The sequence below is a fragment of the Streptomyces sp. NPDC037421 genome, from assembly GCF_055602105.1.
Window position 1 is genome coordinate 17,077 of the sequence record NZ_JBVJWV010000014.1, and the last position, 19,606, is coordinate 36,682.

17 protein-coding genes and 1 pseudogene are annotated in these 19,606 nt (G+C 71.0%); 7 read left to right on the top strand and 11 right to left on the bottom strand.

Going from position 1 to position 19,606, the window contains the following annotated elements; all coding sequences use genetic code 11:
- Positions 1–8: 8 nt before the first annotated feature.
- Positions 9–161 (top strand): hypothetical protein, encoded by a 153-nt coding sequence (locus ACZ7IF_RS21015; protein ID WP_362457947.1) that lies wholly within the window; start codon positions 9–11, stop codon positions 159–161.
- Positions 162–252: 91 nt separating this feature from the next.
- Here the strand turns inward: ACZ7IF_RS21015 and ACZ7IF_RS21020 are convergent, their stop codons facing one another.
- Positions 253–567 carry a metal-sensitive transcriptional regulator gene (locus tag ACZ7IF_RS21020; RefSeq protein ID WP_470973334.1) on the bottom strand — a complete coding sequence of 105 codons (315 nt, stop codon included), beginning with the start codon at positions 565–567 and terminating at the stop codon, positions 253–255.
- Positions 568–760: 193 nt separating this feature from the next.
- Between ACZ7IF_RS21020 and ACZ7IF_RS21025 the strand changes: the two genes are divergently transcribed.
- Positions 761–1,381: a DUF47 domain-containing protein gene (locus tag ACZ7IF_RS21025; RefSeq protein WP_007265452.1), complete on the top strand. Its 621-nt coding sequence runs from the start codon at positions 761–763 to the stop codon at positions 1,379–1,381.
- Between the two features lie 5 nt (positions 1,382–1,386).
- The gene (locus ACZ7IF_RS21030; protein WP_470973337.1) at positions 1,387–2,385 is read left to right on the top strand and encodes an inorganic phosphate transporter; all 999 of its coding nucleotides are present in this window, start codon (positions 1,387–1,389) and stop codon (positions 2,383–2,385) included.
- 115 nt (positions 2,386–2,500) lie between these two features.
- Here ACZ7IF_RS21030 and pstB read toward each other — a convergent pair whose 3' ends face one another.
- From pstB to ACZ7IF_RS21060, 6 genes are all read right to left on the bottom strand, one after another.
- Complete coding sequence (gene pstB, locus ACZ7IF_RS21035; RefSeq protein ID WP_470973340.1) at positions 2,501–3,277, bottom strand: phosphate ABC transporter ATP-binding protein PstB; 777 nt, start codon at positions 3,275–3,277, stop codon at positions 2,501–2,503.
- Between the two features lie 55 nt (positions 3,278–3,332).
- Positions 3,333–4,415, bottom strand: a complete 1,083-nt coding sequence (gene pstA, locus ACZ7IF_RS21040; RefSeq protein WP_470973343.1) for a phosphate ABC transporter permease PstA — start codon at positions 4,413–4,415, stop codon at positions 3,333–3,335.
- Positions 4,415–5,404: a phosphate ABC transporter permease subunit PstC gene (pstC, locus tag ACZ7IF_RS21045; RefSeq protein WP_470973346.1), complete on the bottom strand. Its 990-nt coding sequence runs from the start codon at positions 5,402–5,404 to the stop codon at positions 4,415–4,417. Before pstC ends, pstA begins: the two co-directional genes overlap by 1 nt.
- A gap of 125 nt (positions 5,405–5,529) precedes the next feature.
- A complete protein-coding gene (pstS, locus tag ACZ7IF_RS21050; RefSeq protein ID WP_470973350.1) occupies positions 5,530–6,669 on the bottom strand; it encodes a phosphate ABC transporter substrate-binding protein PstS in 1,140 nt (379 codons plus the stop codon).
- A gap of 559 nt (positions 6,670–7,228) precedes the next feature.
- Complete coding sequence (locus ACZ7IF_RS21055; RefSeq protein ID WP_470973353.1) at positions 7,229–8,191, bottom strand: CHAD domain-containing protein; 963 nt, start codon at positions 8,189–8,191, stop codon at positions 7,229–7,231.
- On the bottom strand, positions 8,172–10,484 hold the full coding sequence (locus ACZ7IF_RS21060; RefSeq protein ID WP_470973356.1) for an RNA degradosome polyphosphate kinase: 2,313 nt from the start codon (positions 10,482–10,484) through the stop codon (positions 8,172–8,174). Before ACZ7IF_RS21060 ends, ACZ7IF_RS21055 begins: the two co-directional genes overlap by 20 nt.
- An 840-nt stretch (positions 10,485–11,324) precedes the next feature.
- On the opposite strand from ACZ7IF_RS21060, the pseudogene ACZ7IF_RS21065 reads away from it, so the two are divergent.
- A pseudogene (locus tag ACZ7IF_RS21065) lies at positions 11,325–11,528 on the top strand (hypothetical protein); the annotation flags it as partial.
- 443 nt (positions 11,529–11,971) lie between these two features.
- Here the strand turns inward: ACZ7IF_RS21065 and mshD are convergent.
- Positions 11,972–12,901, bottom strand: coding sequence for a mycothiol synthase (mshD, locus tag ACZ7IF_RS21070; protein ID WP_470973359.1), 930 nt, complete (start codon positions 12,899–12,901; stop codon positions 11,972–11,974).
- Positions 12,902–13,041: 140 nt separating this feature from the next.
- On the opposite strand from mshD, the gene ACZ7IF_RS21075 reads away from it, so the two are divergent.
- The gene (locus ACZ7IF_RS21075; RefSeq protein WP_470973364.1) at positions 13,042–14,859 is read left to right on the top strand and encodes a bifunctional metallophosphatase/5'-nucleotidase; all 1,818 of its coding nucleotides are present in this window, start codon (positions 13,042–13,044) and stop codon (positions 14,857–14,859) included.
- Between the two features lie 70 nt (positions 14,860–14,929).
- Here ACZ7IF_RS21075 and ACZ7IF_RS21080 read toward each other — a convergent pair whose 3' ends face one another.
- Positions 14,930–15,715, bottom strand: coding sequence for an alpha/beta fold hydrolase (locus ACZ7IF_RS21080; RefSeq protein WP_470973367.1), 786 nt, complete (start codon positions 15,713–15,715; stop codon positions 14,930–14,932).
- A gap of 136 nt (positions 15,716–15,851) precedes the next feature.
- Between ACZ7IF_RS21080 and ACZ7IF_RS21085 the strand changes: the two genes are divergently transcribed.
- Together ACZ7IF_RS21085 and ACZ7IF_RS21090 are read left to right on the top strand one after the other, a co-directional pair.
- Complete coding sequence (locus ACZ7IF_RS21085) at positions 15,852–16,439, top strand: TetR/AcrR family transcriptional regulator (protein WP_470973370.1); 588 nt, start codon at positions 15,852–15,854, stop codon at positions 16,437–16,439.
- 61 nt (positions 16,440–16,500) lie between these two features.
- Positions 16,501–17,436 (top strand): phosphatidylinositol-specific phospholipase C, encoded by a 936-nt coding sequence (locus ACZ7IF_RS21090; protein ID WP_470973372.1) that lies wholly within the window; start codon positions 16,501–16,503, stop codon positions 17,434–17,436.
- On the opposite strand, the gene ACZ7IF_RS21095 is transcribed toward ACZ7IF_RS21090, so the two are convergent.
- Together ACZ7IF_RS21095 and ACZ7IF_RS21100 are read right to left on the bottom strand one after the other, a co-directional pair.
- The gene (locus ACZ7IF_RS21095) at positions 17,416–18,849 is read right to left on the bottom strand and encodes a sensor histidine kinase (protein ID WP_470973375.1); all 1,434 of its coding nucleotides are present in this window, start codon (positions 18,847–18,849) and stop codon (positions 17,416–17,418) included. The genes ACZ7IF_RS21090 and ACZ7IF_RS21095 overlap by 21 nt on opposite strands.
- The gene (locus tag ACZ7IF_RS21100) at positions 18,846–19,595 is read right to left on the bottom strand and encodes a response regulator transcription factor (RefSeq protein ID WP_470973378.1); all 750 of its coding nucleotides are present in this window, start codon (positions 19,593–19,595) and stop codon (positions 18,846–18,848) included. The genes ACZ7IF_RS21095 and ACZ7IF_RS21100 overlap by 4 nt, the downstream gene beginning before the upstream one ends.
- Positions 19,596–19,606 lie beyond the last annotated feature (11 nt).

Below are 19,606 nucleotides of genomic sequence, written 5' to 3' on the forward strand. Positions count from 1 at the left end.
TGACACGCGTGACTCCCGCAGGCGGCATGACGGTGCAGGACCACGTGGCGCTCGCCGAGATCGAGCTGTGCGGTGAGCTGATCATCGCGGCCTCGGCGGCGGCCGAGGACCGGCTGAGCCAGGACCGGATCGACGAAGTGCTGATGAGCGTCTGCCCGTAGTCTCCGGAGGCTCCGGCCGGCCCCGGACGCGCCGGTGCCGGGGCTCCGCCCCCCGGACGGGATCCGGGGGTCGCCGGCGGTCCGGTGGTCGTCAGCTGCGCAGCAGGCGGGCGATGGCCTTCGTGGCCTCTTCCACCTTCGCGTCGATCTCGGTGCCGCCCTTGACCGCGGCGTCCGCGACGCAGTGGCGCAGGTGCTCCTGCAGCAGCTGGAGGGCGAAGGACTGGAGGGCCTTCGTGCTGGCCGAGACCTGCGTGAGTATGTCGATGCAGTACACGTCCTCGTCGACGAGGCGCTGGAGGCCGCGGATCTGGCCCTCGATCCGGCGCAGCCGCTTGAGGTGCTCGTCCTTCTGGTGGTGGTAGCCGTGGACGGCTCCGGAGCCCTCCGCCTCGATGGTGGTCATCGGTCCTCCCGTGGTCCGGAAAGAGGGGTTATACCCCTCATGGGTATAGGTTACTTCGCCCAGGCCGGGGGGACAGGGGTCCGTAACGCCCACTCTGCCTGATGGAGGACACTGGGGAACCGCCGGTTAGCCGTGGCCGGGGGATGCGCCTAGCATCAGCCTGACCGAATCCAATGCACCCCGAGGACCTCACGTGCGATTTCGTCTGACCCCCAGGGAGACGAGCTTCTACGACATGTTCGCCGCATCCGCGGACAACATCGTCACGGGCTCCAAGCTCCTGATGGAACTGCTCGGAGCGGATCCCTCCGCCCGGGCCGAGATCGCGGAGCGGATGCGGGCGGCGGAGCACGCGGGGGACGACGCCACCCACGCGATCTTCCACCAGCTGAACTCCTCCTTCATCACGCCGTTCGACCGTGAGGACATCTACAGCCTCGCCTCGTCGCTCGACGACATCATGGACTTCATGGAGGAAGCGGTCGACCTCGTCGTCCTCTACAACGTGGAGGAGCTGCCCAAGGGCGTCGAGCAGCAGATCGAGGTGCTGGCGCGGGCGGCCGAGCTGACCGCCGAGGCCATGCCGCACCTGCGGACGATGGAGAACCTCACCGAGTACTGGATCGAGGTCAACCGCCTCGAGAACCAGGCCGACCAGATCCACCGCAAGCTGCTCGCCCAGCTCTTCAACGGCAAGTACGACGCCATCGAGGTGCTGAAGCTCAAGCAGATCGTCGACGTCCTCGAAGAGGCCGCCGACGCGTTCGAGCACGTCGCGAACACGGTGGAGACCATCGCCGTCAAGGAGTCCTGAACCTCGTGGACACCTTTGCGCTGGTCGTGACCATCGGTGTCGCGCTCGGCTTCACGTATACGAACGGCTTCCACGACTCCGCGAACGCCATCGCGACCTCCGTCTCGACGCGGGCCCTGACCCCGCGCGCGGCGCTGGCGATGGCCGCCGTGATGAACCTGGCCGGTGCCTTCCTCGGCAGCGGCGTGGCCAAGACGGTCAGTGAGGGCCTGATCGCGACCCCGCACGGCAACAAGGGCATGTGGATCCTGTTCGCGGCCCTGATCGGCGCGATCGTCTGGAACCTGATCACCTGGTACTTCGGGCTGCCCTCGTCCTCCTCGCACGCCCTGTTCGGCGGCATGGTGGGCGCGGCGCTGGCCGGCGGGACCGAGGTGATCTGGTCGGGCGTGGTCGAGAAGGTCGTCATCCCGATGTTCGTCTCGCCCGTGGTCGGCCTGGTGGTCGGCTACCTGGTGATGGTCGTCATCCTGTGGATGTTCCGGCGGGCCAACCCGCACAAGGCCAAGCGCGGCTTCCGCATCGCGCAGACGGTCTCGGCGGCGGGCATGGCGCTCGGCCACGGTCTCCAGGACGCCCAGAAGACGATGGGCATCGTGGTGATGGCCCTGGTCATCGCCGACGTGCAGGACGCGGGCGACGCGATCCCGGTCTGGGTGAAGGTCGCGTGTGCCGTGATGCTGTCGCTGGGTACGTACGCGGGCGGCTGGCGCATCATGCGCACGCTCGGCCGCAAGATCATCGAGCTGGACCCGCCGCAGGGCTTCGCGGCGGAGACCACCGGTGCCTCGATCATGTTCGGCTCGGCGTTCCTCTTCCACGCGCCGATCTCCACCACCCACGTGATCACCTCGGCGATCATGGGCGTGGGTGCGACCAAGCGGGTCAACGCGGTCCGCTGGGGCGTCGCCAAGAACATCATCCTCGGCTGGTTCATCACCATGCCGGCCGCGGCGCTGGTGGCCGCCGTCAGCTTCTGGATCGTGAACCTGGCGTTCGTCTGAGCGCGGACGTGAAAGCGGGCCGGCTCCCCCCACCCAGGGGGAGCCGGCCCTTTTCTTTCGCCCTGTGGTGGCACCGCCATGCAGCACCGCAGGACGTCCAGGCGGGGTCCGGTGTTTAGCCGAAGCGGCCCGAGATGTAGTCCTCGGTCGCCTGGACGGACGGGTTGGAGAAGATCCGGTCCGTGTCGTCGATCTCGACCAGCTTGCCCGGCTGGCCGACGGCGGCGAGGTTGAAGAAGGCGGTGCGGTCGGAGACGCGGGCCGCCTGCTGCATGTTGTGCGTCACGATGACGATCGTGAAGCGCTCCTTCAGCTCCCCGATCAGGTCCTCGATGGCGAGGGTGGAGATCGGGTCGAGGGCGGAGCAGGGCTCGTCCATCAGCAGGACCTGCGGCTCGACCGCGATGGCGCGGGCGATGCACAGACGCTGCTGCTGGCCGCCGGAGAGGCCGGAGCCGGGCTTGTTCAGGCGGTCCTTGACCTCGTTCCAGAGGTTGGCGCCCTTGAGGGACCGCTCCACGATGTCCGTGAGCTCGGACTTCTTGTAGTTGCCGTTCAGGCGCAGGCCCGCCGCCACGTTGTCGAAGATCGACATGGTGGGGAAGGGGTTGGGGCGCTGGAAGACCATGCCGACCGTGCGGCGCACCGCGACCGGGTCCACGCCGGGGCCGTACAGGTTCTCGTCGTCCAGCAGCACCTTGCCCTCGACGCGGCCGCCGGGGGTGACCTCGTGCATGCGGTTCAGGGTGCGCAGGAAGGTGGACTTGCCGCAGCCGGAGGGGCCGATGAAGGCCGTCACGGAGCGGGGTTCCACGGTCATCGAGATGTCATCGATGGCCTTGTGGCTGCCGTAGAAGGCGGAGAGGCCGCTGACGTCGATTCGCTTGGCCATGAGGGGTCACTTCGCTTTCAGGGGGTCACACGCGGCGGAGCCGCAAAGTCGATACCTAGCGGCCGGTCTTCGGGGCTTTCCAGCGCGCGATTCCGCGGGCCACCAGGTTCAAGATCATGACGAAGGCGATCAGGACGAGCGCAGCGGCCCATGCCCGGTCGTAGGAGGCTTCACTGCCGACCTTGTACTGCTCCCAGATGTAGAGGGGGAGCGAGGACTGGGCGCCTTCGAAGGGGTTGCCGTTGATGAGCTGGGAGCCGAAGACCAGCAGCATGATCGGCGCGGTCTCGCCGGCGATGCGCGCCACGGCCAGCATGACACCGGTGGAGATGCCGCCGATAGCGGTGGGGAGCACGACCTTGAGGATCACGCGCCACTTCGGCACGCCGAGGGCCAGGGCGGCCTCGCGCAGCTCGTTCGGGACGAGCTTGAGCATCTCCTCGGTGGAGCGCACCACGACCGGCATCATCAGGATCGACAGGGCCATCGCGCCGGCGAAGCCGGAGGGGCCGAAGCCGAGCATCAGGTTCCAGGTCGTCAGGATGAACAGGCCCGCGACGATGGAGGGGATGCCGGTCATCACGTCGACGAAGAAGGTGACGGCCTTGGCGAGCTTGCCCTTGCCGTACTCGACCAGGTAGACGGCGGTCAGCAGGCCGATGGGCGCCGCGATCAGGGTGGCGAGGCCGACCTGCTCCAGCGTGCCGAGGAGGGCGTGGTAGACGCCGCCGCCCTGCTCGAAGCTGGTCACGCCGTTCATGGAGTGGCTCAGGAAGTCCCCGTCGAGGACCTTCATGCCGCGGCTGATCGTGGTGAACATCAGCGAGAACAGCGGGACGACCGCGAGGACGAAGCAGACCCAGACGACGGAGGTCGCGACGCGGTCCTTGGCCTGGCGGCGGTTCTCGACGACCGCGCTGGAGGTGTACGTGATCCCGACGAACAGCAGGGCCGCGATCAGGCCCCACTGGACCTTGCTGTGCAGGTCGAAGACGAGGCCGATGACGGTGCCGAGCGCGGCGGAGGCGACGGCGGTGCCGGCCGGCGCCCAGCGGGGCAGGCCGCCGCGGGTCAGGCCGGAGGGGGAGGAGGACTTGCGGGCCCGGACGGGGCGCTGGTCCTGGAGTGCGTGGCTCATCAGGCGTTCGCCCCCGAGAAGTCCTTGCGACGGGCGATGATCAGGCGCGCTGCGCCGTTGACCAGCAGGGTGAGCAGGAAGAGGACCAGGCCGGAGGCGATGAGCGCGTCACGGCCGAATTCGTTGGCCTCGTCGAACTTCGCTGCGATGTTCTGCGCGAAGGTGCCGCCACCCGGGTTCAGGACGTGCAGCGAGATGAGGAAGCTCGGGGAGAGGACGGTGGCCACGGCCATGGTCTCGCCGAGGGCGCGGCCGAGGCCGAGCATCGAGGCGGAGATGACGCCGGAGCGGCCGAAGGGCAGCACCGACATCCGGATGACCTCCCAGCGGGTCGCGCCGAGGGCCAGGGCGGCCTCCTCGTTCATGCGCGGGACCTGGAGGAAGACCTCGCGGCTGACGCTGGTCACGATCGGCAGGATCATGATCGCGAGCAGGATGCCGACGGTGAAGAGCGAGCGGGCGACGCCGACCTGGGTCTTGTCGAAGACGTAGGTCCAGCCGAGGTACTCGTCGAGCCAGAGGTTCAGCCCGTTCAGCTGCGGCACCAGGAAGAGGGCGCCCCAGATGCCGTAGATGATCGACGGCACGGCGGCCAGCAGGTCGACCACGTAGGCGAGGGGCGAGGCCAGCTTGCGCGGCGCGTAGTGCGAGATGAACAGGGCGATGCCGACGGCGATCGGAACCGCGATGGCCATCGCGATGACCGAGCTGACGACGGTGCCGAAGAGCAGGACGGCGATGCCGAAGACAGGGGGGTTGGCCGACGCGTTCCAGTCGAAGGTGGTGAGGAAGTTCCCCTGGTTCTTCGACAGGGCGAGGGTGGCCCGGTAGGTGAGGAAGGCGGCGATCGACGCCATGATCACCAGGAGCAGGACGCCGGAGCCCTTGGAGAGCCCGGCGAAGATCTTGTCACCGGCGCGGCCGGTGGACCTTCCGCTCTTGGAGACCGGCGGAGCCGCGTCTATGTGGGTGGGTGTGGTGGAAGCCATGGTCTTTCCGGTCTGTGTGGGGGGCGGGCCCCCTGGCGGCGGTGCACCGGATTTCCCCCGGGTGGAGGGGGAGGTCCCGGGCCCCGGGCCGATCAGCGGATCGCCCCGGGCCGGGAGGGCTGGGACTAGGCCAGCGACTTGATGACTTCGCGGACCTTGGTGTTGATCTCGGCCGGGATCGGCGCGTAGCCGTTCTCGGTCAGGACCTTCTGGCCCGCGTCCGAGGAGGTGTACTCCAGGAAGGACTTCACGGTGCCGAGGGTCTCGGCCTTGTTGCCCTTGTCGCAGACGACCTCGTAGGTGACCAGGACGATCGGGTACGCGCCCTCGGCCTTGGTGGTGTAGTCGAGCTTCAGGGCCAGGTCGGAGCCCGTGCCGGCGACCTTGGCGGCGGCGATGGCCTTGGAGGCGTTCTCCGGGGTGGCCTTGACCGGGGTGCCGGCGCCGGTGTTGACGTCGATCGTCTTGATGCTCTGCGAGGTGGCGTACGAGAGCTCGAAGTAGCCGATCGCGCCGTCGACGGCCTTGACCTGGGAGGCGACACCGGCGGAGCCGGAGGCTGCCTGGCCACCGGGGGCCGGCCACTTCTTGGAGGCCTCGTAGGACCAGGCGTCAGGGGCGGCGGCCTTGAGGTACTTGCCCAGGTTCTCGGTGGTGCCCGAGTCCTCGGAGCGGTGGAAGGCCTGGATGGCGGTGGGGGGAAGCGCGACGCCGGGGTTCAGCTTCTTGATCGCCTCGTCGTCCCACTTCTTGATCTTGTCGTTGAAGATGTTGGCGAGCGTGGCGGCGTCGAGGTTCAGCTTGTCCACGCCGGAGACGTTGAAGCCGAGGGCGATGGGGCCGCCGACCATCGGCAGGTTGATGCCCTGGCCGCCGGTGCAGACCTTCTTCGACTCCTCGACCTGCTCGGGCTTCAGCGCGGAGTCCGAGCCGGCGAAACCGACGGTGCCCTGGTTGAAGGCGACGATGCCCTCACCGGAGGAGGAGGACTTGTAGTTCACCTCGACGCCGGAGCAGGCGGCCATGTAGTTCTTCACCCACAGGTCGACCGCGTTCTTCTGCGCGGAGGAGCCGGAGGCGAGGAGCTTGCCCTTGGCGCCGTCGCACTTGACGTCGCCGGGGGCCGCGGCCGAGGCCTTCGGGGTGCCGTCGGCACCGGTCTTCGTGTTGTCGTCCGAGCCGCACGCCGTGAGGACCAGGGCGCCGGACACGACGAGGGCCCCGAGGGCGGAGGCACGAAGCCGGTTCTTGCGCTGAAGCTTCACTTTCGGGTGTTCCTTCCGAGGGGCCGCCGGCCGCTTTCTGTATCGGGGCGGCGTGCGAAGAGGACTACGGGGCTTTGGTGGTGCGGCGCCGTGTTTTCCCGATCGGCTCGCACCGTGCGCTACCGAAATTAGGCAGAACAGGTGAAGCGGTCGACCGCGCTTGGTGAACGGGGGGTGAACCATGGCGGACGGCCCGGTGCGGATGGGGTGGTTTGCACCCGGGCGCAATCGGGCGTTATCCGCCCGTTATGCCGCCGTTACCATCGCGGAGCCGTTGCCCCGGCCGGGCGGGAGGCCGGGCGGGGTGGCCGGATTCCGCCGGTGGCCCGCCCCGCTTTCGCCCCTTCCCCGGGGCCGCGCCCCGAACCCCCCTTCCGGGGGCTCCGCCCCCCGGACCCCTGGGCTCCCAGCGCCTCGAACGCAGCGGGGGCTGGAATGCGCAGCGCGAACCCAGCCCGCGCGGCGATCGAGCGCAACGGGGTCCGGGGCAGCCCCGGGGAACGGTGGAAGGGCGGGCAGGGGGCTCCGCGCAGCGGTGGGCCGCGGCGCGGGACAGCCCTCAGGAGGTGGCCGGGACGGGGTGCCAGATGTGGTGGAACGACAGGCGGGCCGCCTCCACCGCGTGGCGCTGGTCGGCGTGCAGCACGCCCAGGGCGTACGCGGTCGCCGGGGCGATGCGCGGGGTGCGGGCGGCCGTCGCCGAGGCGGTGGCGGCCTCCGAGGCGTCCCGGTGGAGGTCCAGCGCCTCGCCCGCCGCCGTGAGCCGGGCCACGTCCCCGCCGAGCACCTCCCGCGCGTACCGGTGCACCCGCAGCAGCCGGCGTACCTCGTGCCAGGAGGCGTCCTCGTGCGCCGCGTACGGGGTGCCCTGCGCGGCGGGAAGGGCGGACACGGCCCCCGCGAGGCGGGTCCCGGTGACCTCCGCCAGCGGTTCGAGCACGTCCCCGACCCGGCCCCGCCCGGCCACCGGGTCCAGCGGGACCTCCGAGGCCAGCACCGCCACCGCGTCCGCCACCGCGTGGAAGCGGGCCGACCCGAGGGCCTGGAGGGTGGCCGAGTGCGCCCGCGTGCGCGCCAGCGTGAGCTGCCGCTCCAGCAGGGCGCCCGCCCGCGCCGAGCCCACCGTGAGGGCGCCCGAGGAGCCCGCCCCGCCGCCCCGCGGGGAGGGCAGGTCGGGGGAGCCCGACAGCCGCTGCAGGGCCTCCATCAGGCGGGACAGCCGGGCGGCGTACGCGTGCTCGTCGGCCAGCGTGGACGACAGCCAGACGAGCTCGGTGCGCAGCGAGTCCGCCCAGCGCGACTCGGTGACCGCCCGGAACGTACTCAGCGATCCGGCGATCCGGCGCGCCGCGCCCCGCAGGCCGTACGCCGCCTCGCCGCTCTCCGCCGAGTCGGCGGCGGAGCCGCCCGCCGCGCCCGCGTCGTGCAGGCGCAGCGCGCGCAGGAAAGCGGTGGCCTGGGAGCGCAGGTAGACGCCGAGCACGTCACCTGCGGTCAGGTCGTCATGGTTTGGCAGAGCCACGCCGGCGCCTCCGGGCGTCTATGAGCATCTCCTGTACGTGCCGCAGCGGCTGGCCTTCGGCGTCGGTGCTGTGCCGGGTCCATTCGCCGTCCGGGCCCAGGTGCCAGGAGGAGGTGGCGTCGGACATGCCGGTCTCCAGCATCCGGTCCAGTGCCGCGCGGTGGGCCGGGTCGGTGACCCTGACCAGCGCCTCGATGCGGCGGTCGAGGTTGCGGTGCATCATGTCGGCGCTGCCGATCCACACCTCGGGTTCGCCGCCGTTGCCGAAGGCGAAGACCCGGGAGTGCTCAAGGAAGCGGCCGAGGATCGAGCGGACCCGGACGTTCTCCGACAGGCCGGGGACGCCGGGGCGTACGGCGCAGATGCCGCGCACCCAGATGTCGATGGGGACGCCCGCCTGGGAGGCCCGGTAGAGGGAGTCGATGAGGGCCTCGTCGACGATCGAGTTCATCTTCAGCCGGACCGACGCCGGGCGGCCGGACCGGTGGTGGTCGGCCTCCTTGTCGATGCGCGAGATCAGCCCGTCGCGCAGGGACTTGGGGGCGGTCAGCAGTCGGCGGTAGGTCTCGCGGCGGGAGTAGCCGGACAGCCGGTTGAAGAGGTCGGACAGGTCCGCGCCGACCTGCGGGTCGGCGGTGAGCAGGCCGAGGTCCTCGTACAGGCGGGCGGTCTTGGGGTGGTAGTTGCCGGTGCCGACGTGGCTGTAGCGGCGCAGGGTGTCGCCCTCCTGGCGGACGACGAGGGAGAGCTTGCAGTGCGTCTTGAGGCCGACGAGCCCGTAGACGACGTGGCAGCCGGACTCCTCCAGCTTGCGCGCCCACTTGATGTTGGCCTGCTCGTCGAAGCGGGCCTTGATCTCGACGAGGACGAGCACCTGCTTGCCGGACTCGGCCGCGTCTATCAGCGCGTCCACGATCGGGGAGTCGCCGGAGGTGCGGTACAGCGTCTGCTTGATCGCGAGGACGTCCGGGTCCGCGGCGGCCTGTTCCAGGAAGGCCTGGACGGAGGTGGAGAAGGAGTCGTACGGGTGGTGCAGCAGCACGTCGCGTTCGCGCAGCGCGGCGAAGATGTCGGGCGCGGACGCGGACTCCACCTCGGCGAGGTCGCGGTGGGTGCCGGCGACGAACTTGGGGTACTTCAGTTCGGGCCGGTCCAGCGAGGCAATCCCGAAGAGGGCGGTCAGGTCGAGCGGGCCGGGCAGCGGGTACACCTCGGCGGCGCTGACCTTCAGCTCCTGCACGAGGAGGTCCAGGACGCCGGGGTCGATGGACTCCTCGACCTCCAGGCGCACGGGCGGGCCGAAGCGGCGCCGCATGAGTTCCTTCTCCAGGGCCTGGAGGAGGTTCTCGGCGTCGTCCTCCTCGACCTCCAGGTCCTCGTTGCGGGTCACCCGGAACATGTGGTGGGCGAGCACCTCCATGCCGGGGAACAGCTCCTCCAGGTGTGCGGCGATGACGTCCTCCAGGGGGACGTAGCGCTGCGGGGAGGCCTCCAGGAAGCGGGAGAGGATCGGCGGCACCTTGACGCGGGCGAAGTGGCGGTGGCCGCTGACGGGGTTGCGCACGACGACGGCCAGGTTGAGGGAGAGGCCGGAGATGTACGGGAACGGGTGCGCGGGGTCCACGGCCAGCGGGGTGAGCACCGGGAAGATCTGGTTGCGGAACAGGGTGAAGAGGCGGGCCTGCTCCTTCTCGGTGAGGTCGGGCCACCGGATGAGGTGGATGCCCTCCTCCGCGAGCTGGGGGGCGATGTCGTGCTGGAAGCACGCGGCGTGCCGGGCCATGAGCTCGCGCGAGCGGGTCCAGATCAGGTCCAGCACCTCACGGGGCTGGAGGCCTGAGGCCGAACGGGTGGCGACGCCGGTCGCGATGCGGCGCTTGAGGCCGGCGACGCGGACCATGAAGAACTCGTCGAGGTTGCTCGCGAAGATCGCCAGGAAGTTGGCGCGCTCCAGCAGCGGGGTCGCGGGGTCCTCGGCGAGTTCGAGCACCCGCTCGTTGAAGGCCAGCCAGCTGCGCTCCCGGTCGAGGAAGCGGTTCGCGGGAAGCTCGCCGCTGTCGTCCTTGTCCTCGTAGGCGTCCAGATCGGCGTCGAGGTCGGGATCGAGGTCGACGTGGCCGGTCACGCGGGCGGTGTGGGGCCGGTGGGCGGCTATGGAACCGAGGCGGGGCTTCGCGTCGCCGTCGGCCTTGCCGCTGCCGCTGCCGCTGCCGCTGCCGCTTCCGGTTGCGGGGGAGTGAGACGTGTGCTGGGCGGGGACCTCGGTGGGGCCTGCGCTGGGCTGGTGGCTCATGACTCCATTCTTCCGCGCACGCGGCAGGACAGGCGCGTCGGAAGTGTCTGCCGTCAGACGGAGTCGGGGCTGCATGTCGCGAGACTCGCAAGCGCGTCTGAATGCCCGGTTAATGGCGTATGGCTTCCTGTCTCCGCCTGGTGCACGGGGCGGGGGGCGGGTACGGGGGTGGGTACGGGGGTGGGCGGGGGTACGGGGCCTGCGGCGCGGGCCCGCTGTCTCCCCCCGAGGGGGTGGGGCCGGGGGGTGGCTGCCCACCCGGCTCCGGGCGCGGGGCGGGGGCCGGTGGGCGGGGTTCCTGCGGGGCCGGATCAGAGCCGGTTTGGGGGTTTCCCGTCAGTCCCATCGTCCTTCCGTGTCGGGCCGGTCCCTCAAGGGCGCTCCCTTCGGTCGCGTCACTTCGTGATCGCCTTCGGCGACCCTTGACCGACCGTCCCGCCCCGGAAAGCCGAAAGACTGCCGGGAAACCCCCAAAAGAACGGCACGGTCCAAGGAGAAGGGACGGGTCTCTCAGCGATGAGGCGAGGGGGCGGGCCCCGGCCCGCCGGGCATCCGGGCCCCACGTCCCCGATTCCGGACCAGGGGCGCGACCACCCGCACCAAATGTTGACCAGAGCGGCCCGGGGAGCCCCCAGGCGCAGCAGATCGCTACGCGCTCCTCGGATTTCAGCGTCCGCCGACCGCCTGTGGCTGATACCCGCACCACATGCTGATCAGAGCGCTGTGGGCAGCGGATGGGCGCATGAGATCGCTACGCGCTTCTGTGATCTTGGCGGCCGGCGGCCGTCCTGGGCTGGTCGTAGACGGGTTCGACGTTGGTGACGGCGATGGTGAACTCGCACAGAACGCCTCTCTGGCGAGAGCACGGCAGTCCAGTGGCTCACACCCGACGAGGTGGTCGAGCGGATGTCCGAGGTCTACGCCATCCGACTCCTGGACGCCCTCGACGTCGACGGCCCCCACGTGCGAAGCCACGACGGATTTCAACTGCTTCAGACCAGCCTCAAGACGGCCGTCGGTCGCCGAGATCTGAGAAGCGCGTAGCGATCTGACGCGCCCACGCGCGCCCGCGCTGCTCCGGTCGTCATGTGGTGCGGGTAGCCGCGCCCCTGGTTCGGAATCTCGAACGCTGAGGGCCCGGATGCCCGGCGGGGCATGGCCCGTCCCCTCGCCTCATCGCTGAGAGACCCGTCCCTCCCACCATCGACCGTGCCGTTCTTTTGGGGGTTTCCCGGCAGTCTTTCGGCTTTCCGGGGCGGGACGGTCGGTCAAGGGTCGCCGAAGGCGATCACGCAGTGACGCGACCGAAGGGAGCGCCCTTGAGGGACCGGCCCGACACGGAAGGACGATGGGACTGACGGGAAACCCCCAAACCGGCTGTGAGACCGCCCCAGGGGCTACCGCTCCCCGGCCACCCCGCCCCGCACCCGGGGAGGCGGGTGGGCAACCACCGCCCACCGCCGACCGCCCACCCCCCCCCGAAGACCTCAGCTCTCCGTGCGGTACATCAGGTCGATCTCGTGCGTCGTGAAGCCCAGGCCCTCGTACACCGCCAGTGCCGCCGGGTTGTCCGCGTCGACGTACAGCATCGCCGTCGGCAGGCCCGACTCCGCCAGGTGGCGCAGGCCGATCGCGGTGAGGGCCTTGCCCAGGCCGCCGCCCTGGGCGCCCGGGCGGACTCCTACCACGTACACCTCGCCCAGCTGCTCCTCGGCGTGGACCTTCGTCCAGTGGAAGCCGACCAGTTCGCCCTCCCGCTCCGCGAGGAAGAAGCCCTTGGCGTCGAACCACGGCTGGGTGATCCGGTCGTTCAGGTCCCGCTGCGTCAGCGCGCCCTGCTCCGGGTGGTGGGCGAAGGCGGCGGCGTTGGCGGCGAGCCAGGCGGTGTCGTCCTGTCCGGGGACGAAGGTGCGGACGGTCACCCCGGCCGGGAGTGCCGGCTCGGGCAGCGGCGGCGCGTCGGGGCCCAGGGGGCGGCGCAGCTGCCGCAGTTCGCGGAAGAGGGTCAGCCCGAGCACCTGCGCGAGGTGCCGCGCGGCGGACTTCCCGCCGTGCGCCCACACCCGGATCCGCTTGCCGGAGGCGTGCAGCAGGGCGGTGCCCAGGGCCCGGCCGTGGCCGCGGCCGCGCAGGGCGGGGTGGATGACGAGCTCGGCGGCGGGGGCTTCCACCGGGTCGGTGTCCTCCAGCTGCCCGTACCCGCACAGCCGCCCGCCGTCGGTGAGGAGGAAGTGCCGGATGCCCTCGCGCGGTCCGCCGCGCAGCTGGAGGCGGCCCTGTTCGGAGACGGCGGTGGTGCCGTCGGTGCGGGCCGCCTCCCCGATCAGCTCCAGTACGGAGTCGGCCTGCTCCTCCGTCAGCTCGTCGAGGATCTCAATCTGCCGTCCCGGCTCCAGGGCCGCTGCTGCGTCAGTCATGTTCCGAGCCTACGGCGCCGCCGCCCGACGGCCGCGCGTAACCAGCTCGCAACCCGCTACCCCCTGTCGTGCTACGCGCGTTGACCATAGGCTGCGAGGCACCTCCCAAATGTTGTCTCGCTGTCCACAAAGGGGAATAAATGTCAGCGAAGCCACAACGGCCCCGTACGGTCCGCCGGTTGACCTTCGGCGCTCTCGCCCTCACGGCGGGTGCCGGCGCGATGGTCGCCGCCGCACTGCCGGCCGGTGCCGCGAGTGGTGGCGGTACGCCTCCCAAGGGCCGCACCGTCGACGTACAGATGCTCTCGTTCAACGATTTCCACGGCACGCTGGAGCCCCCGCAGGGCTCGTCCGGCACCGTGAGCGAACGTCAGGCAGACGGCACCACCAAGGCGATACCCGCAGGCGGCGTCGAGTACCTCGCCACCAGCCTGCGCGAGGCCCGCAAGGGCCACGAGTACTCCGTCACGGCCGCGGCCGGCGACATGATCGGCGGCAGCCCGATGCTGTCCGGTCTCTTCCACGACGAGCCCACCGTCGAGGCGCTCAACAAGCTGAACCTCGACGTGTCGAGCGTCGGCAACCACGAGTTCGACGAGGGCAAGACCGAGCTGCGCCGGATGGCGTACGGCGGTTGTCACCCGACTGAAGGCTGTTTCGAGTACGGCAAGACCTTCACCGGTGCGCAGTTCCAGTACCTCGCCGCGAACGTGACGGACGAGAAGACCAAGCGTCCGATGATGTCGCCCACCTTCATCTGGAAGAAGGGGGACGTGAAGATCGGCTTCATCGGCGTCACCCTGGAGGGCACTCCGGACGTCGTCACCGCCGAGGGCGTCAAGGGCCTGAAGTTCGGCGACGAGGTCGAGACGATCAACAAGTACGCCGCCGAGCTGAACAAGCAGGGCGTGAAGTCGATCGTGGCGCTGATCCACGAGGGCGGTCTGCCCGCGAGCGGCGCGTACAACTACGACTGCGACGTGCCGGGCGCCGGCGCGGGCATCTCGGGTGCGATCGTCGACATCGCCAAGAACGTCGACCCGAAGGTCGACGCGCTGGTGACGGGCCACACCCACCAGGCGTACTCGTGCAACATCCCCGACCCGGCGGGCAACCCGCGTACGGTCACCTCGGCCGCCTCGTACGGCCGGCTGTTCACGGACACCACGCTGACGTACGACCGGGCCACGAAGGACATCGTCCGTACGCCGGCCAAGTCGCCGAAGCCGGTGAACAAGGTCGTCGGCCGCGAGCAGCCGAAGGCTCCGGACATGTCCGAGCTGATCACCCGCTGGAAGGCGCTCGCCGCCCCGGTGGCGAACCGTCCGATGGGCTACATCTCCGCCGACATCCCGGGCCGCGGCTCGGAGGCGCCGGAGAAGCCGCTCGGCGACCTGATCGCCGACGCGCAGCTGGAGGCCACGGCCCCGGCGGACAAGGGCGGCGCGCAGCTGGCCATCATGAACCCGGGCGGCATCCGTGCCGACCTGGCCTACAAGGCCGCGGGTGACGAGGGCGACGGTGTCGTGACGTACGGCGAGTCGTACACGGTCCAGCCGTTCAACAACCTGATGAACATCGTGGACCTGACCGGCGCGCAGCTGATCACCGCGCTCCAGCAGCAGGTGACCGGCCCGGTCAACGGCGCCAACCCGAAGATCCTCCAGGTCTCGAAGGGCTTCACCTACACCCTGGACATGACGAAGACGGGTGCGGACCGCATCGTCGTGGACTCGGTGAAGCTGAACGGCGCGGCGATCGACCCCGCCAAGACCTACCGGGTCGTGATGAACGAGTTCCTCGCGGGCGGCGGCGACGGCTTCACCGTGCTGAAGGAGCACAAGAACAAGCTGGTGGGCGCGTCCGACCTGGACGCCTTCAACGCCTACCTGGCGAAGTCGACGGCGGCGGCCCCGATCGCCCCGCCGGCGGCGGACCGCATCACGGTCGTCAAGTAGTACGCGGTAAGCAGCACGTCCCCGAGGGGGCGGTGGGCCGGATTCGGCCCGCCGCCCCCTCGGCGCGTTGCTAGAGGGTCGCCAGGAACTTGCCGACGGCCGCGTGGAACCCCTCCGGGTCCGTGAAGGGCAGGAAGTGGTCGCCCTCCAGGGCCGTGTACGAGGTCCCCGGGCGCCGGCTCACCATCGCGTCGGCCACGGCCTGGGTGAGCGCCTGGCTGCGGCTGCCGTGGATCAGCAGCGCCGGGCAGGTGCTCGCGGTCCAGGTGTCCCAGTGGTCGCCCGCGCAGGCGTGGATGGAGTCGAGCATGTCCTGCCCGTGGAACGGCAGCCGCCAGCCACTGCCGTCGGGGAGCGGGCGCAGGGCATCGGCGACGAACGGCAGGGCGGCCGGGCCGACGTCGGCGAGCAGTTCCTCGCGGGTGGGTGCGGTGTACGGGAGTCCGTGGAGGAAGTCGAACCACTGCGGTCCGGCGGGGATGTCGATGGCCACGGTGGCGTCCACGTCGATCAGGGCGCCGATCCGGTCGGGGTGGGCCGCGGCCAGGTGGTAGGCGTTGGTGCCGCCGAGGGAGTAGCCGAGGAGGGTGACGGGCTCGGTGAGCCCGAGGTGGTCGAGGAGGGCGACGGCGTCGGCGACGTACCCGTCGCGGCGGTAGTGCGGGGCGCGGTCGGAGTCGCCGTGGCCGCGCTGGTCGGGGGCGATGACCCGCCACTCGTCGCCCAGGGCGGCGGCGAGGCCGGTGAAGGCGGCGGCTTCGGACATGCCGCCGTGGAGGGCGAGGAGCGGCCGGCCGGTGCCGCCGAAGTCCAGGTACGAGAGCGTGCGTCCGTCGATGCTCAGCGTGTCGCGCATGGTTCGTATCTCCCCGTTTTCGTTGCCTGCGGTGGTTACGGGCATCACCCTGCCAGTGTTTGGGCAAGCGTGCAATACGCACGTCTTGCGCGCTTGCCCTAATCCTGGCCGAGGGGGCGCGGATACCATCCGGAGCATGGGAAATCGCGAGGACCTGCTGGCCGGCGCGCGCCGCTGCCTTGAGGAGAAGGGCTACTCGCGCACGACCGTGCGCGACATCGCCTCGGCGGCGCAGGTGAGCATGGCCGCGATCGGCTACCACTTCGGGTCCCGCGAGGCGCTGCTCAACCAGGCGCTGTTCGCCGCGATGGACGACTGGGCCGCCGGCTCCGGCCGGCTCGCGGGGGAGGGCGACACCGCGGCGGAGCGGTACGCGGACACCTGGGACCGCAAGATCCGGGACTTCCTCGACATGCGCTGGCTGTGGACCGCCAACATCGAGGCCTTCGTGCACGCCCAGTCCTCGCCCGAGCTGCTGTCGATCCTGGCCGAGGGGCAGCGCCGCTCCCGGCGGATGGTGGCCGCGCACCTGGCCGGGGTGTCCGAGGAGGCGGTGACGGACGAGGACGTACGGGCCCTCGGGTCGGTGCACCTCGCGCTGCTGAGCGGGGTGATGGTGCAGGCCCTGACCGACCCCGAGCAGGCGCCGACGGGGCCCGAGCTCGCCCAAGGGCTGCGCAGGATGGCCGAGTTGCTGGAAGAGCCCGCACCTACCGACGGGTAGTAAAAACCGGTCCCGCACGCCATAATCCGGTCCCATCACCGGGTCGGCGAAGGGGCGGGGCATGGGCATGGGCAGAGGTACGGGCGCGGGTACGGGCGCGGGCGGCACGGCACTGGACCGGCGGGCCTTCCTCGCCGGGGCCACGGCGGTGGGCGCGGGCGCGCTCCTCGGACTCGGCGCGGCGGCACCGGCCTCCGCGGCCCCCGCCTCCGCGAGGGCCCTCGGCACCCAGGACTGGATGGCCGGACTCGCCGACTCCACCGCCCTCCAGCGGATGACCGTCCCCGGCACCCACGACTCCGGAGCCACCAAGGGCGGCCTCTACGTCGCCTGCCAGAACACCTCCATCGCCCAGCAGCTCGACTCCGGCATCCGCTTCCTCGACGTCCGCTGCCGGGTCACGGGCGGCTCGTTCGCCATCCACCACGGCTCGTTCTTCCAGGACCTGATGTTCGGCGACGTCCTCGACGCCTGCCGGAACTTCCTCGCCGCGCACCCCTCGGAGACGGTCCTGATGCGGGTAAAGCAGGAGTACTCCTCCGACTCCGACGCGACCTTCCGCGCCGTCTTCGACGACTACCTCGACAACCGCGGCTGGCGCCCGCTCTTCCGGATCTCCGACACCCTGCCCGCCCTCGGCCAGGCCCGCGGCAGGGTCGTCCTGCTCGCCGACAACGCCGGCCTGCCCGGCCTGCGCTACGGCGACGGCGGCGTCTTCGCCATCCAGGACGACTACAACACCGAGCCCTTCGCCAAGCGCGGCCGCATCGAGGACCACTTCCGCAAGGCCGTCCGGGAACCCGGAAAGCTCTTCGTCAACTACGTCAGCACCGCCGCGTACATGCCCCCGCGCTGGAACTCCGACCGGCTGAACCCGCAGGTCCACGGCTTCGTCGACGGCGCCGAACTGGCCGGCCGCACCGGCCTCGGCATCGTCCCGATGGACTTCCCGAACACCCGCTCCGGCCTGGTCGCCTCACTGATCCGGCACAACTGACGGCGGCGGCGTCGGCGCGCCCGGGATGCGCAGGACCGCCTCCGTGCCGCCCGCCCCGTCCGCGGCCGCGCGCAGCTCGGCGCTGCCGCCCGAGCGGGCGGCCGTACGGGCCACGATGGACAGGCCCAGCCCGCTGCCGGGCAGGGCGCGGGCCGACTCGGAGCGCCAGAACCGTTCGAAGACGTACGGGAGGTCCTGGGGCGGGATGCCCGGCCCGTGGTCGCGTACGGTCAGCTCGCCCGCGCGCAGCGAGACCTCGACCGCACCGCCGGGCGGGCTGAACTTCACGGCGTTGTCCAGCAGGTTGACCACCGCCCGCTCCAGCGCCGCCGCCTCGCCCCGTACGTACCAGGACTCCAGGGCGGAGCCGAACCGCAGCTCGGGTCCGCGCAGCCGGGCCCGGGACAGCGCCGAGGCGGCGATCTCGTGCAGGGCCACCACCCCGAGCGGGGCGTGCGGGGCCGCGTCCGGGCGGGACAGCTCCTGGAGGTCCCCGATCAGCGCGGCGAGCTCCGTCATCTGCGCCTTGACCGAGGCCAGCAGCTCCCTGCGGTCCTCGGGCGGGATGGCCCGGCCGGTCTCCTCGCTGCGCGCGAGCAGCTCGATGTTGGTGCGCAGCGAGGTGAGCGGCGTACGCAGCTCGTGCCCGGCGTCCGCGATCAGCTGGGCCTGGCGCTCCTGGGAGGAGGCGAGCGCGGCGGTCATCGCGTTGAAGGACCGCGACAGGCGGGCGATCTCGTCGTCGCCCTCGTCCGGGATCCGCACCGTCAGGTCCTCGGTGCGGGCCACGTGCTCGACGACCCCGGTGAGCTCGTCCACGGGCCGCAGCCCCGTACGGGCCACCCACAGGCCGGCCGCACCCGCGCCCACGACCCCTATGCCGGAGACCAGGAGCAGCACCCAGGCCAGGGTGGACAGGGGCTTGTCGATGTCGGCGAGGGGCTTGGCGATGGAGATCCCGAAGGTCGGCCCGCCGGTGGTGAGGCGCCGGCCGATCGTGTAGACGCGCATCCTGTCGCCGTCGGCGGTGGTGGCGTCGTGCAGCCTGCCGGTGATGCGGCCGGCCGCGACGTCCTTGTCGATCTGGGTGGCGGGCAGGTCCGTGCGCCCGCTCACCCAGCAGCGACCGCCCTCGGCGGTGACGATCTGCACGGTCGCGTTCAGGTCCCCGGCGATGTCCATCTGGTTCGGCGGCGGGCGCAGCGTGCAGCCCTCGCGCAGGGTGCGGAGCACCTGCTCGCTGGGGTCGGTGGCCACCAGGGACTGGTTCAGCTGGTCGTTCAGCTGCGCCCGCACCATCACCCAGGACACCCCCGCCACCGCAGCGACGGCGACCGCGACCGCGACGGTGACCAGCAGCGCCAGCCGGGAGCGCAGCGGCAACGCGCGGAACCTGGCGGCCGGACCCGTCATTCGGGCCCGCCCTCGCCCGCTCGCAGGACGTACCCGACCCCGCGCACGGTGTGCACCAGGCGCGGCTCGCCGCCCGCCTCGGTCTTGCGGCGCAGGTACATCACGTACACGTCCAGGGAGTTGGAGCTGGGCTCGAAGTCGAAGCCCCACACCGTCTTGAGGATCTGCTCGCGGGTCAGCACCTGGCGCGGGTGCGCCAGGAACATCTCCAGCAGGGTGAACTCCGTACGGGTCAGCTCCACCGGGCGCCCGCCCCGGGTGACCTCGCGGGTGGCGAGGTCCATGCGCAGGTCACCGAAGGCGAGGGCGTCCCCGGCCGGTTCCGGACCGGCGGCGGGGACGGCGTAGGAGCTGCGGCGCAGCAGCGCGCGGACGCGGGCGAAGAGCTCGTCCAGCTCGAACGGCTTGACGAGGTAGTCGTCGGCGCCCGCGTCGAGGCCGGTGACGCGGTCGCCGACGGTGTCGCGGGCGGTCAGCATCAGCACCGGGGTGACGCTGCCGGAGGCGCGCAGCCGGCGGGCGGCCGTCAGCCCGTCCATCCGGGGCATCTGGATGTCGAGGACGATCAGGTCGGGGGCGTACGCGGCCGCCTGGTCGAGGGCGTCGAGCCCGTCGACGGCGGTCCGTACGCCGTACCCCTCGAAGGCGAGGCTGCGGCGCAGGGCCTCGCGTACGGCCGGCTCGTCGTCGACGACGAGGATCCGCTGCGGGTCGCCTTCGGCGCCGGTCGCGGTGGGTGCAGCCATCGGGGTCCCCC